Annotated in this window: 11 protein-coding genes; 6 read left to right on the top strand and 5 right to left on the bottom strand. The window is 71.9% G+C overall.

The genetic code is table 11. The annotated features are described in order from the left end of the window. Positions 1–21 precede the first annotated feature (21 nt). Together ACQEVC_RS44910 and ACQEVC_RS44905 are read right to left on the bottom strand one after the other, a co-directional pair. A complete protein-coding gene (locus ACQEVC_RS44910) occupies positions 22–216 on the bottom strand; it encodes a glycosyl hydrolase 53 family protein (protein ID WP_432890754.1) in 195 nt (64 codons plus the stop codon). Positions 217–431: 215 nt separating this feature from the next. Then, positions 432–2510, bottom strand: coding sequence for a beta-galactosidase (locus tag ACQEVC_RS44905; protein ID WP_432890751.1), 2079 nt, complete (start codon positions 2508–2510; stop codon positions 432–434). Positions 2511–2692: 182 nt separating this feature from the next. Between ACQEVC_RS44905 and ACQEVC_RS44900 the strand changes: the two genes are divergently transcribed. The 5 genes from ACQEVC_RS44900 (at position 2693) to ACQEVC_RS44880 (ending at position 8033) form a co-directional block, all read left to right on the top strand. Beyond that, a complete protein-coding gene (locus ACQEVC_RS44900; RefSeq protein WP_432890748.1) occupies positions 2693–3994 on the top strand; it encodes an ABC transporter substrate-binding protein in 1302 nt (433 codons plus the stop codon). A 137-nt stretch (positions 3995–4131) separates the two neighbouring features. Then, positions 4132–5061: a carbohydrate ABC transporter permease gene (locus tag ACQEVC_RS44895; RefSeq protein ID WP_432890746.1), complete on the top strand. Its 930-nt coding sequence runs from the start codon at positions 4132–4134 to the stop codon at positions 5059–5061. Positions 5062–5064: 3 nt separating this feature from the next. Beyond that, the gene (locus ACQEVC_RS44890) at positions 5065–5988 is read left to right on the top strand and encodes a carbohydrate ABC transporter permease (protein WP_432890743.1); all 924 of its coding nucleotides are present in this window, start codon (positions 5065–5067) and stop codon (positions 5986–5988) included. A 94-nt stretch (positions 5989–6082) separates the two neighbouring features. Then, a complete protein-coding gene (locus ACQEVC_RS44885; protein WP_432890741.1) occupies positions 6083–7111 on the top strand; it encodes a LacI family DNA-binding transcriptional regulator in 1029 nt (342 codons plus the stop codon). A gap of 82 nt (positions 7112–7193) precedes the next feature. Next, on the top strand, positions 7194–8033 hold the full coding sequence (locus ACQEVC_RS44880; protein ID WP_432890738.1) for a GNAT family N-acetyltransferase: 840 nt from the start codon (positions 7194–7196) through the stop codon (positions 8031–8033). 27 nt (positions 8034–8060) lie between these two features. Here ACQEVC_RS44880 and ACQEVC_RS44875 read toward each other — a convergent pair whose 3' ends face one another. The 3 genes from ACQEVC_RS44875 to ACQEVC_RS44865 all read right to left on the bottom strand — a co-directional run bounded on the left by ACQEVC_RS44875 (position 8061) and on the right by ACQEVC_RS44865 (position 11636). Next, positions 8061–9128, bottom strand: a complete 1068-nt coding sequence (locus tag ACQEVC_RS44875) for an NADH:flavin oxidoreductase/NADH oxidase (RefSeq protein ID WP_432892077.1) — start codon at positions 9126–9128, stop codon at positions 8061–8063. A gap of 177 nt (positions 9129–9305) precedes the next feature. Continuing rightward, positions 9306–10607 (bottom strand): dicarboxylate/amino acid:cation symporter, encoded by a 1302-nt coding sequence (locus ACQEVC_RS44870; protein WP_432892075.1) that lies wholly within the window; start codon positions 10605–10607, stop codon positions 9306–9308. Between the two features lie 252 nt (positions 10608–10859). Beyond that, a complete protein-coding gene (locus ACQEVC_RS44865; RefSeq protein WP_432890735.1) occupies positions 10860–11636 on the bottom strand; it encodes a DUF998 domain-containing protein in 777 nt (258 codons plus the stop codon). 280 nt (positions 11637–11916) lie between these two features. On the opposite strand from ACQEVC_RS44865, the gene ACQEVC_RS44860 reads away from it, so the two are divergent. Beyond that, a complete protein-coding gene (locus ACQEVC_RS44860; RefSeq protein ID WP_432890732.1) occupies positions 11917–12735 on the top strand; it encodes an SAM-dependent methyltransferase in 819 nt (272 codons plus the stop codon).

Genomic DNA, 12735 nt, shown 5'->3' with positions numbered 1-12735 from the left:
GTACGCCGGCCTACCTGGAGTTCATCGGGCGGCGCCGCCGAGTACCCGCAGTCCGGGCAGGGCCCGACCGGAGTAGTCGAAGAGCGCCTGGTTCTCCCAGCCGTCCCCGGAGGTCGGGTCGGCCGGATCCCAGCCGGCTCCGGCGACCGCGGTCCAGGTCGGTTCCCAGTAGAAGACGCCGAGCGCACCGGGTACGGCGGCAACGGTGCTGACCATGTCGCGGACTCAGTGGACGTTCCTCCTTGACAAACGCCGAGGCGACATCGGTTGCCCAGGCTTCGGACTGGGAGCGCTCACAGCCACAATCTGCCCTTGCTGAACTGGAAGAACAAGCGATCTCGTCTCGGATTTGAGAGAGGTTGTTGTGAGCGCTCACGGAACCATCACCGTCGATGGATGTCAAGAGGCCGCCGGGCGGTCTCTGCACCCGGTCAGGCGCGCAGCGCGCGTACCCCGCCGGCCGGTATCCGGCACACGCCCTGCTGGAAGCTGCCGTCGAGCAGGTCGGTGCCGGTGGCCGCCAACTCCACCTCCCGGTCGGTGTGGTTGATCGCGATCAGGAACCGGCTGCCGTCGGCACCGGCCCGGCGGACCAGTTCGACGCCCTCGGGCACCCCGTCCGGCGGGACCAGGCCGGCGTCCCGGTACGCCGCCCGGAGTACCGGGGCGAGGCCGGCGGCGGTGAGCCGGGTGGAGACGTACCAGGCGTGGCCGGCACCGAGGGCGTGCCGGGTGACCGCCGGCCCGCCGGCCGCCGGCCCGTCCAGATAGCTCAGTACCGGCGTGGCGCCCTGCGGTACCACCACCTCCGCCCAGACATCCCCGGTGGTCTCCGCGCCCGCGCCCGCCCCGGCCGGCTCGGACTCGACCGCCGCCAGCCGGACCGTCTCACCCGAGCGCAGCGGCAGGAACTCCTCCACGGTCAGCCCGAGCAGGTCACGCAGCGCCCCCGGGTGCCCACCGGGATGGATGGCGTCGTCCGCGTCCACGATCCCGGAGAAGTACGAGACCAGCAGCGTCCCGCCGCCGGCGACGTACCGGCGCAGGTTTTCGGCCGCGGCCGGCGTCGTCAGATAGAGGCTCGGTACGACCACCAGCCGGTAGCCGTCGAGCGCCCGCTCCGGGTGGGCGAAGTCCACGCTGAGCCGGTCCCGCCAGAGCCGTTCGTAGTAGGCCGCCATCCGCTCCCGGTAGTCCAGGTCGACCGAGGGCCGCCAGTCCAGTTCCACGGCCCACCAGGACTCCCAGTCCCACAGCATCGCGACGTCGGCGACCACCCGGGTGCCGCGCAGCGGTTCGAGGCTGGGCAGGTCGGCGCCGAGCGCCACCACCTCGCGCCAGATCCGGGTGTCGGTGCCGCCGTGCGGCAGCATCGCGCTGTGGAACTTCTCGGCGCCGAACCGGGACGCCCGCCACTGGAAGAAGAGCGCCGACTCGGCGCCCCGGGCCAGGTGGGACAGGCTGTTCCGGCGCAGTTCACCGGGGCGCTTGGCGATGTTGCGGGGCTGCCAGTTCACCGCCGAGGTGGCGTGTTCCATCAACAGCCAGGGGCGGCCACCGGCGACCGCCCGGGTCAGGTCGGCGCACATCGCCAGCTCGATGTGGTTGTCCGGCTCCTCGGCCCGCAGGTAGTGGTCGTTGGAGACCACGTCCACCTCGGCGGCCCAGCGCCAGTAGTCGATCGTCTTGCAGTTGGCGATCATGAAGTTGGTGGTCACCGGCACGCCGGGGGAGAGTCGGTGCAGGATGTCCCGCTCCCGCCGGAAGTTCCCCAGGTGCGCGTCCGAGGAGAAGCGCAGGAAGTCGAGCTGCTGGGTCGGGTTGACCGAGGTCGGGGCGCGCGACGGCGGCTCGATCTCGGCCCAGTCGGCGTACCGCTGCCCCCAGAAGGTGGTGCCCCAGGCCGCGTTGAGCCGGCCCAGGTCGTCGCCGTACCGGTCGCGCAGCCAGTCCCGGAACGCCTCTGCCGAGGTGGCGCAGTAGCAGAGCGCGTTGGCGCCGCCGTACTCGTTGTGCGAGTGCCAGAGCACCAGCGCCGGGTGGTCGGCGTAGCGCCGGGCGAGCTGCTCGGTGATCCGCGCGCTGGTTTCGGCGTACGCGGGTGAGCTGGGGCAGAACGACTGCCGCGCACCCCCGCCCAGTGGTACGCCGTGCCGGTCGACGAGCCGGGCCTCCGGATACCGCCGGCGGAACCAGGCCGGCGGTACGGCCGTCGGGGTGGCCAGGTCGACGCCGATCCCGCCGTCGTGCAGCAGGTCGAGCAGCCGGTCGAACCAGCCGAACTCGAACTGCCCCTCGGCCGGTTCCAGCAGGGCCCAGGCGAAGATTCCGACGCTGACCAGGTTCACCCCGGCGACCCGCATCAACTCGACGTCCTCGGCCCAGACGGATTCCGGCCACTGCTCGGGGTTGTAGTCGCCGCCGTACGCCAGGCGGGCCAGCCGGGGCAGCGGCCCGGCCCGACCGGCAGAGTCCTCGGCGGCGACCAGGAGTTCCGGGGTCTGACTCATGCGAGATCTCCGAACTGTGCGCGCTCCCAACCGTAGTGCGCATGATTGCACACGGATCTACAAGGTGAACAAGTGCGGAAACGTGTCTTGACATGATCGATCGAGGGTCCAAGACTGTGAGCGCTCCCAGTTGTTTCTGGTCGATCACCAGCCGATGACACCACGGAAACTGAGAGGTTGAGATGACCCGTACGCTCGGCGCGAAGATCCTGGCGGTGGCTCTCGGCGCCAGCCTGGTCGCTGCCTGCACCTCCACGTCGGACGACGACCCGGCGGAGCCGACCGGCCCGGTCGAGCTGACCTTCTGGTCCTGGGCGCCCAACATCGAGAAGCTGGTCGACCGGTGGAACGCCGACAACCCGGAGACCAAGGTGACGCTCAGCAAGCAGGCCGGCGGTGCGGACATCGTCACCAAGCTGCTCACCGCGGCCAAGGCGGGCAACCCACCGGACCTTGCCCAGGTCGAGTACCAGTCGTTGCCCACCCTGGTCAGCAACGACGTGCTGGCCGACATCGCCGAGCAGGCCACGCCGCTGGAGGAGAAGTTCTCCGAGGGCACCTGGCGGCAGGTGACCCTCGGCACCGACGCGGTCTACGCGGTCCCGCAGGATGCCGCGCCGATGATGCTCTACTACCGCGCCGACCTGTTCGGACAGTTCGGGCTGACCGTGCCGAAGACCTGGGAGGAGTTCGCGCAGACCGCCCGTACGCTGCGCGGCAAGAGCAAGAAGCACTTCCTCACCACCTTCTCGGCGAACGACCCGGGCTGGTTCGCCGGGCTGGCCCAGCAGGCCGGTGCGAACTGGTGGGGGATCGACGGCGAGTCCTGGCGGGTCAGCGTCAACGACGCCGGCACCAGGAAGGTCGCCGACTACTGGGGCGGGCTGGTCGGCGAGGGCGTGGTCGACGGCAAGCCGATGTACACCCCGGAGTGGAACAAGTCCCTCAACGACGGCACCCTGCTGGCCTGGCCGAGCGCGGTCTGGGCCCCCGGCGTACTGGTCGGCAACGCGCCGGCCACCAAGGGCAAGTGGGCGATGGCCCCGCTGCCACAGTGGAGCGCCGGGGAGAACCGGACCGGCAACTGGGGTGGCTCCTCCACCGGGGTCACCGCGGCCTCGAAGCACAAGACGGCGGCGGTCCGCTTCGCCACCTGGCTGAACACCGACCCGGCCGCCACCACCATGCTGGTCCGGGAGTGCGCGGTCTATCCGGCGGCCCGGGACGCCCAGTCCGGGCCGGCGCTGGCCTCGCCGCCGGACTTCTTCGCCAGCCAGACCGACTTCTACCCGCTGGCCAAGCAGATCGCCGACACCGCCGCCGGGGTCACCTGGGGACCGAACGTCAACGTCACCTACGAGAGCTACCAGGACGCGTTCGGCAAGGCGATCACCGCCAAGACGCCGTTCAGCGCGGCGGTGGACGCGATGCAGACCGCGACCGTGGACGACATGCGCAAGAACGGCTTCACCATCGCCGGCTGACCACTGAACCTTTTTCAACCTCCCCTCGCGGTCCGTCGTGGCCGCAGGCGGAAGTCGGGGCGCACACGCCGTGCGGTCCAGGTTGAAAAAGGTTCACCGGGCCGGCGTCAGCGACCGGCCGACCGAACGGAGAGTCGATGCCAACGGCCACCCCCGGGGTGCGCCGCCGGGGAGGGCGTACGGGCATCCCGTACGTCTTCCTCGCCCCGGCGGTGATCCTGTTCCTCGCCTTCTTCCTCGCCCCGATCGGGTACGCCGGATACCTGAGCCTGCGCAAGGTCCGGATCTCCGGGTTGGGGCTCGGCCGGGGCTCCCGGACCGAGGTCTTCGCCGGGCTGGAGAACTACCGCAACGCGGTCACCGACTCCGAACTCTGGTCCGGAGCGCTGCGGGTGCTCGGCTACGGCGCACTGCTGGTGCCGACCATGCTGGGGCTGGCGCTGCTCTTCGCCCTGCTGCTGGACCGGCCCGGGGCCCGGCTCGCACAGTTCAGCCGTACCGCGATCTTCCTGCCGTACGCGGTGCCGGCGGTGATCGCCAGCCTGCTCTGGGGCTTCCTCTACCTGCCGGCGACCAGCCCGCTCAACGACCTGCTGGCCCGGTTCGGCCTGCCCGAGCCGGACCTGCTCGGCACCGATGCGGTCTTCTACGCGGTGGTCAACATCGCGCTCTGGGGCGGCGTCGGCTTCAACATGATCGTGCTCTACACGGCGCTCCGGGCGATCCCGCCGGAGCTGTACGAGTCGGCCCGGCTCGACGGCTGCTCCGAGATCCAGGTCGCGCTCCGGATCAAGATTCCGCTGCTCACCCCGGCCCTGGTGATGACCACGCTGTTCACCGTGATCGCCACCTTGCAGGTGTTCAGCGAGCCGATGACGCTCGCCCCGATGACCAACTCGATCTCGTCGACCTGGACGCCGCTGATGAAGATCTACCGCGACGCGTTCGCCACCGACGACCGGTACGGCGCCGCGGCCACCTCGGTGCTGATCGCCGCGATCACCCTGCTCCTCTCGCTGGGCTTCCTGCGCCTGGTGCAGCGGCGGGCCTTCGGACAGGAGCAGTGAGAGATGGCCGGGACCGACACCGTCACCGCCGCCCGGGCCACCGCCGCCGGGCGGACGACACCACCGGCGCGGGCCGGCACGGGCGGCCCTCGCGAGGGCCGGATCGCCCGGCTGGTGCCGACCGCGATCCTGCTGATCGGGGCGTTCTACTGCCTACTGCCGGTGGCCTGGGTGCTGGTCGCCGCCAGCAAGGACGCGGCCACGCTCTTCACCAGCTCCACCTTCGCCCCCGGCGACGCGCTGGTCGGCAACCTGACCGACCTGTCGACGTACCGGAACGGGCTGTTCTGGCGGTGGATGCTGAACACCCTGCTCTACGCCGGGGTCGGGGCGGCACTCTCCGCCGCGGTTTCCGGGCTGAGCGGCTACACCCTGGCGAAGTTCCGGTTCCCCGGCCGGTCGGTGGTGTTCAACGTACTGCTGGCCGGGGTGCTGGTGCCGCAGATCACGCTGGCCGTACCGCAGTACCTGCTGCTGGCCAAGGTGGGGCTGACCGACACGTACTGGTCGGTGCTGCTGCCCAGCATCGTCAGCCCGTACGGCATCTACCTGGCCCGGATCTACGCGGCGGCGGCGGTGCCGGACTCGGTGGTCGAGGCGGCCCGGGTGGACGGGGCGAGCGAGTTCGGCATCTTCCGCCGGGTGGCGCTGCCGATGATGGTGCCCGGTCTGATCACCGTCTTCCTGCTCCAGTTCGTGGCGATCTGGAACAACTTCCTGCTGCCGTTCATCATGCTGGCGAACGACGAGCGATTCCCGGTCACGCTGGGCCTCTACACACTGCTCAACCAGGGAAACACCCAGCCGGCGCTCTACCGGCTGGTGATCGCCGGTTCACTGCTGTCGATCATCCCGCTGGTGGTGCTCTTCCTGTCGCTGCAACGCTACTGGCGGATCGACCTGCTCTCCGGGGCGACCAAGGCGTAGCGGCGGAGCTGGCGAGGGCAGCGGCGGAGCCGGGGCGAGCTGCGTCACAAGCTCCGGTGCCGCCGCCGGGTGCCGGCGCGGGGACAATGACAGGGTGACCGCGCCTGACCGCAGCCGTACCCGCCGGACGAGGCCCCGCCCGACCATGGACGACGTGGCGGCGGTGGCCGGCGTCTCCCGGGGCACCGTCTCCCGGGTGCTCAACGGCGGGCACAACGTCAGTGGCCCGGCCCTGGACGCGGTCCGGCGGGCGATCCGCAAGACCGGGTACGTGCTCAACCAGCACGCCCGCAGCCTGGTCACCCAGCGCTCGGACTCGGTCGCGTTCATCCTCTCCGAGCCGCAGGACCGGCTCTTCGAGGACCCGAACTTCAACATCCTGCTCCGCTGCTGCACCCAGGAGCTGGCCGAGCACGACATCACGCTGCTGCTGACGATCGCCGGCACCTCCGAGGACCGTAAGCGGGTCGGCCGGTACGTCACCGCCGGCCACGTGGACGGCGCACTGGTGATCTCCAACCACGCCGGCAGCCCGCTGCTGGACGAGCTGGACGAACGCGGCCTGCCCTTCGTCGCCGTCGGCCGCCCGCTCGGCCACGACTCCGACGTCAGCTACGTCGCCGCCGACGACCGGGGCGGGGCCCGGCAGATGGTCAGCTACCTGCGGTCCAGGGGACACCGGACCATCGCCACCATCACCGGCCCGCTGGACACCTCCGGCGGGGTGGACCGGCTCGCCGGCTACCACGACGTGCTCGGCGAGACCGATCCCCGGCTGGTGGTGACCGGCGACTACACCCACGACAGCGGCGAGGCGGCGATGGAGCGGCTGCTGCGCCAGGCGCCCGAGCTGGACGCCGTCTTCGTCAGCTCGGACCTGATGGCCACCGGCGCGATCGCCGCGCTGCGCCGGGCCGGCAAGCGGGTACCCGACGACGTCGCGGTCGGCGGCTTCGACGACTCCAAGGTCGCCACCACCTCCGTACCGCGGCTCACCACGATCCGGCAGCCGTGGGCCCGGATCAGCGCCGAGATGGTCCGGCTGCTCCTCGGGCACCTGGCCGGCGACTCGCACGCCGCGGTCATCCTCCCCACCGAGCTGGTGGTCCGGGAGTCCGCGTAACAGCCGGTGTGTCCGGACCCGCCCGGGGCGGGCGCGGTGATCCGGCCCGTTCCCCGGCCGATGATCTGGCACGCTGGTAGGCGTGCTGATGGTGCCGGTACGCCAGCTCGGAGAGGCCGAACGCGGCGCGGTGGAGCGGATCCTCGACCTCGACCCCTTCGCCGCCGCGCAGGTGGCCGAGCGGGTCGCCGCGAACGGCCTGTCCTGGTGGCGGGCGGACGGCCGGGTGCTCGGCTACGGCAGCCGGGACAAGCTCGAATCGGTCTGCTGGCTGGGCGGCCAGGTCACCCCGGTCTGCGCCGGTCGACCCGCTATCGCCGCCTTCGCCGAGGCGCTCGGTGCCGAGGAACGCACCTGCTCGTCGATCGTCGGGCGGGCCGACGGGGTGCTCGGGCTCTGGGAGCGGCTCTCCGGGCGGTGGGGACCGGCCCGGGACGTACGCCCGAACCAGCCGCTGCTGGCGACCGGGGCGGCGCCACAGGTGGCGGCGGACCCGGACGTGCATCCGGTGCGGCCGGGTGAGATCGACGCGCTCTTTCCTGCCGCGGTGGCGATGTACACCGAGGAGGTCGGGGTGTCGCCGCTGGCCGAGGACGGCGGGCGGGCGTACCGGCAGCGGGTGGCCGAGCTGGTCCGGGCCCGCAGGGCGTACGCCCGGATCGTCGACGGCCAAGTGATCTTCAAGGCCGAACTGGCGGTCGTCACCCGGCGCACCGCGCAGATCCAGGGGGTCTGGGTCGATCCGGCCTGGCGGGGGCGGGGGATCGGCGTCGCCGCGATGGCGGCGGTGGTCCGGGACGCGCTGGCCCGGGTCGCCCCGACGGTGAGTCTCTACGTCAACGACTACAACGCCCCGGCCCGCCGGGTCTACGAGCGCTGCGGATTCCGTTCGGTCGGTACCTTCGCCACCGTGCTGTTCTGACTCGGCTGTTCTGACTCCCCGAAGCGCTCACCAGGCCCGGAGGTACTGCTCCGGGGTGTGCACGGCGGCGCCGAGCCGGTCCGCCGCGCGGCGCGGCCAGTACGGCTCGCGCAGCAGTTCCCGGCCGAGCAGCACCAGGTCGGCGTCGCCGGTCGCGACGATCGCCTCGGCGTGCTCCGGCTCGCTGATCAGCCCGACCGCGCCGGTCGGCACCCCGGCATCCCGGCGCACCTGGGCGGCCAGCGGCACCTGGTAGCCGGGACCGAGCGGGATCTCGGCCTCCGGCACGCCGCCGCCGGACGAGCAGTCCACCAGGTCGGCGCCGGCCTCGGCGAGCAGCTTGGCCAGCAGCACGCTGTCGGCCGGGGTCCAGCCGCCCGGTACCCAGTCGGTGGCCGAGATCCGGACCAGCACCGGTACGTCGTCGCCGACCGCGGCCCGGACCGCCCGGGTCACCTCCAGGGCGAACCGGCTCCGGGCGGCCAGGTCGCCGCCGTAGGAGTCGGTGCGGAAGTTGACCAGCGGGGAGAGGAACTCGTGCAGCAGGTAGCCGTGCGCGGCGTGGATCTCGACCGCCCGGAACCCGGCGTCCAGCGCCCTCGCGGCGGCCCGCCCGAACGCCTCGACCACCCGCGCGATGCCGGCCCGGTCCAGTGCCGTCGGCGTCCGGTACGCCGGCAGGAACGGGTCGGTGCCCGGACCGACCGGGGTCCAGCCGCCCTCGTCGTCCGGCACTCCGCCCTTGGTCGGGGACCAGGGCCAGTAGGTGGAAGCCTTGCGGCCGGCGTGCGCGAGCTGCACGGCCGGCACCGCGCCGGCTCCGGCGACGATCGCGGTGATCGGCCGCCAGGCGTCGACGTGGGCGTCCGACCAGAGCCCGGTGTCCCGGGGACTGATCCGGCCCTCCGGTACGACGGCGGTGGCCTCGCTGATCACCAGCCCGACCCCGCCCACCGCCCGGGATCCGAGGTGGATCCGGTGCCAGTCGGTGGGCAGCCCGTCCGGCCCCGCCGAGTACTGGCACATCGGCGACATCACGATCCGGTTCGGCAGGGTCAGACCACGCAGCGTCAACGGGCTGAACAGCACACTCATCCTCGCCACCCTCCCCGCGCCCCGGTGGGCGCCGAAACTGACCGCGCCCCGGCGGGCGCCAGAACCGATCGCGCCCCGGCGGGCACCGAACAGGTCGGCGCCCCGGCGGGCGCCGGAACGGATCGTGGTCTCCCGCCGCCCCATCCGGGGTGGCGGAAGACCACGATCAACCTAGCGTCAGGCCGGTTGCGGGGTCGGGTTGAGGTCTCGGGCCGGCGGTTCGGCCGGGGACTCCTCGTCCAGCAGTTCGCGCCGGCCGGCGGCGTCGTACGCGGCCCGGTCCAGTATGCCCTCCCGGGCGGCGACCACGGTCGGCACCAGCGCCTGTCCGGCGACGTTGGTGGCGGTGCGGATCATGTCCAGGATCGGGTCGATGGCGAGCAGCAGACCCGCCCCGGCCAGCGGCAGGCCCAGCGTGCTCAGGGTCAGGGTGAGCATCACCAGCGCCCCGGTCAGCCCGGCGGTGGCGGCCGAGCCGACCACCGAGACGAAGGCGATCAGCAGGTAGTCGAGCGGGCTCAGGCTGACCCCGAAGACCTGGGCGACGAAGATCGCGGCGAGCGCCGGGTAGACCGCCGCGCAGCCGTCCATCTTGGTGGTCGCGCCGAACGGCACGGCGAACGAGGCGTACTCGCGCGGCACGCCGATCCGCTCCACCGACCGCTGGGTCACCGGCATGGTGCCGACCGAGGAGCGGGAGACGAAGGCCAGCTCGATCGCGGGCCAGGTACCGGCGTAGAAGCGCAGCGGGTTGAGCTTGCCGGCGATGATCAGCACCAGCGGGTAGACCACCAGCAGCACGATCGCGCAGCCGACGTAGACCGCGGTGGTGAACTTGGCCAGCGGCGCCAGCAGGTCCCACCCGTACGCCTCGACGGCGTGGCCGATCAGGCCGAGGGTGCCGATCGGGGCGAGCCGGATCAGCCACCAGAGCGCCTTCTGGGTGATTGCCAGCAGTGCCTTGTTGAAGTTGACGAACGGCTCGGCCGCCGCCCCGACCAGCAGCGACGCGATTCCGGCGACCACGGCCAGGAAGACGATCTGGAGCACGTTGTTCTCGACGAACGCCCCGACCGGGTTCTCCGGGATGATCCCGGTGAGGAAGTCGGTCCACGAGCCGGTCCGCTCGGGTGCCTTGGCCCCGGCGACGTCCAGGGTGACGCCCCGGCCCGGGTTGGTCAGCAGGCCCAGCCCGATGCCGACGGCGACCGCGATCAGCGCGGTGATGCCGAACCAGAGCAGGGTCTTCAGCGCCAGCCGGGCGGCATTCGCCACACCGCGCAGGCTGACCACGCTGACCACCAGGGCGGTGAAGACCAGCGGGGGCACGGCGAGCCGGAGCAGTTGGACGAAGATGCTGCCGATCTCGTCGAGGGTGGTGCCGAGCCAGGAGATGTCGGCGGCCCGGGCCAGATAGCCGAGCGCGATGCCGAGAACCAGACCGGCGAGGATCTGTACGGAAAATGGAATCTTGCGAATGGCGGAGATCGCGGAAGTCATAGACGGAATCCCTACGTCTGGATCCGGCGCGGCGGCGTGGTGGCCGGGGGTACGCCGGAGTGGCGGACTGCGGTCGGTGGAGACGCGTCAGCCGCGACAGCAGCCGCTGGCCTGTAGTCGGAGGTCGACATACAGGCGCACGGTCAGGAACCAGACATTGGTCATCGTCAAGAGACGATACGACGCCGGAGCCGGTAATGAAAGGACGGATCTTCGTGAGGCGCCTTACAGCTATCGCCCGAGGCGTCCCGTCGGCGGCGCGTCTCGCTCCCGGCCGACCAGTGAACCTCTGTCAACCTCCCCGTGCGGTCTGTCGGACCGCAAGGTCGGACGCGGTGCGTGGGCGCCGCGCGGTTCGGGTTGACAAAGGTTCAGCGCGGCGGGTGCCGGGGCCAGCCCGAGGGTCAGCGCGGTGACGACTCCCCAGGCGGCCAGGTCGAGCAGGAGCAGCCGCTCCACCGCGCCCATCAGGACGCTCCGGCCGACCAGCAGCAGGGTGAGCCCGGCGACCGCCGACAGCGGCAGCGCGACCGTGGCGGCGGTCACCGAGATCCGGCGCAGTGGCCGGGCCACCCCGGTCGTCCCGGCCACCGCCAGCATCGCGAAGACCGTGCCGGCCACCGCCGCGATGCTGGCGCCGCCGTGCACCAGGTCGGCCAGGGTCACCCGGTCGAAGGGCGGCAGCGGGCAGGCGGCCCGGCAGCTCACCCCGGCCGAGACCACCGTGGCGACCGCGCTCGCCGCCAGCAGCCCGGTGGCCAGCCGCAACACGGCGGGCAGGGCCGCGCCGAGCAACACCTGGCCGGCGGCGGTGGCCAGCAGGCCGATCCGGTACGCCCAGACGGTCGTACTGTCCGACGTGCCGGCCTCGCTGACGTACGAGCTGAGTTCCGGGGCCGGTCCGGCGAAGACGGCGAGCGCCACCGCAGCGGTGCCGAGCAGGGTGCAGACCGCGGCGGCGAGCGCCACGGCGGGCCGGTACGCGGCCGCCACCTCCGGGCGGGTCACCTCCGGGTGCGACGGGGGTGGGGCGGGTGGCCGGTCCGGCGGCGGGACCGCCCGGCCGGTCGGACGTCCGGGCCATCGACGTCGGTCTCCCGGAGGAGCGGTGCCTGCGCCATGCGGCCAAACCTATCCCGCCGCCGTACGGCCGGTAGAAGATCCGCTGGACAGGCCCTAAAGTGTGGGTCGATCACCACGACCCCGCCGGGTTCGTCGGCGCTGCCTGCCGGGTGCAGGTCGTGGCCGACCAGCCCCTGCACGGGCGGGGTGACGAGCTGAGGCGGACATGCGACTTCCGGACGGGCTACCCTCGGACATCGATCTCACCAGGCCCAGCGCCGCCCGGGTCTACGACTACTTCCTCGGCGGCGCGCACAACTTCGAGATCGACCGGCAACTCGCCGAGCAGATCGCGGGCATGACACCCAACCTTGCCGAGACGATGCGGGCCGGCCGGGCATTCCTGCGCCGGGGCGTACGGATGCTGGTCGGCGAGGGCATCGACCAGTTCCTCGACATCGGCTCCGGGATACCCACGGTCGGCAACGTGCACGAGGTGGCCCAGGCGCTCGACCCGACCGCCCGGATCGCGTACGTCGACATCGACCCGGTGGCGGTGGCGCACAGCCGATCGATCCTGGCCGGCAACGAGTACACCGGGGTGATCCACGCCGACCTGCGGGAGCCGGAACGGATCCTGGCCGAGGCCGAGAAGCTGGGCGTGATCGACTTCAGCCGTCCGGTCGCCGTACTGCTGGCCGGGGTGGTGCACTTCGTCCCCGACTCGGACGACCCGCAGCAGATCCTGGCCACCCTGCGCGCCGCCACGGTGCCCGGCAGCTATCTGCTGCTCTCGCACTCGACCTACGAGGACCAGCCCCCGGAGATGCTGGACGCGCAGCGCCTCTCCGCCCGGACGTCGACCGAGATCACGCTCCGCTCCCGGGCCGAGATCACCGCGTTCTTCGGCGACTTCACCCTGGTCGAGCCGGGCGTGGTGCACATGCCGCTGTGGCGACCCGACGAGCCCACCGACCCGGGGGAGCATCCGGAGCGGCTCGGCGCGTTCGGCGGTGTGGGCCGGCACGACCGCGGCGCGGGCTAG

The organism is Plantactinospora sp. CA-294935, assembly GCF_050936445.1.
Taxonomy (GTDB): Bacteria; Actinomycetota; Actinomycetes; order Mycobacteriales; family Micromonosporaceae; genus Plantactinospora.
This window is presented reverse-complemented; position numbering and strand designations above follow the sequence as displayed.

Coding starts and splice junctions, on each gene's coding strand:
- ACQEVC_RS44910 (WP_432890754.1), bottom strand. CDS start 216: ATGGTCAGCACCGTTGCCGCCGTACCCGGTGCGCTCGGCGTCTTCTAC.
- ACQEVC_RS44905 (WP_432890751.1), bottom strand. CDS start 2,510: ATGAGTCAGACCCCGGAACTCCTGGTCGCCGCCGAGGACTCTGCCGGT.
- ACQEVC_RS44900 (WP_432890748.1), top strand. CDS start 2,693: ATGACCCGTACGCTCGGCGCGAAGATCCTGGCGGTGGCTCTCGGCGCC.
- ACQEVC_RS44895 (WP_432890746.1), top strand. CDS start 4,132: ATGCCAACGGCCACCCCCGGGGTGCGCCGCCGGGGAGGGCGTACGGGC.
- ACQEVC_RS44890 (WP_432890743.1), top strand. CDS start 5,065: ATGGCCGGGACCGACACCGTCACCGCCGCCCGGGCCACCGCCGCCGGG.
- ACQEVC_RS44875 (WP_432892077.1), bottom strand. CDS start 9,128: ATGAGTGTGCTGTTCAGCCCGTTGACGCTGCGTGGTCTGACCCTGCCG.
- ACQEVC_RS44860 (WP_432890732.1), top strand. CDS start 11,917: ATGCGACTTCCGGACGGGCTACCCTCGGACATCGATCTCACCAGGCCC.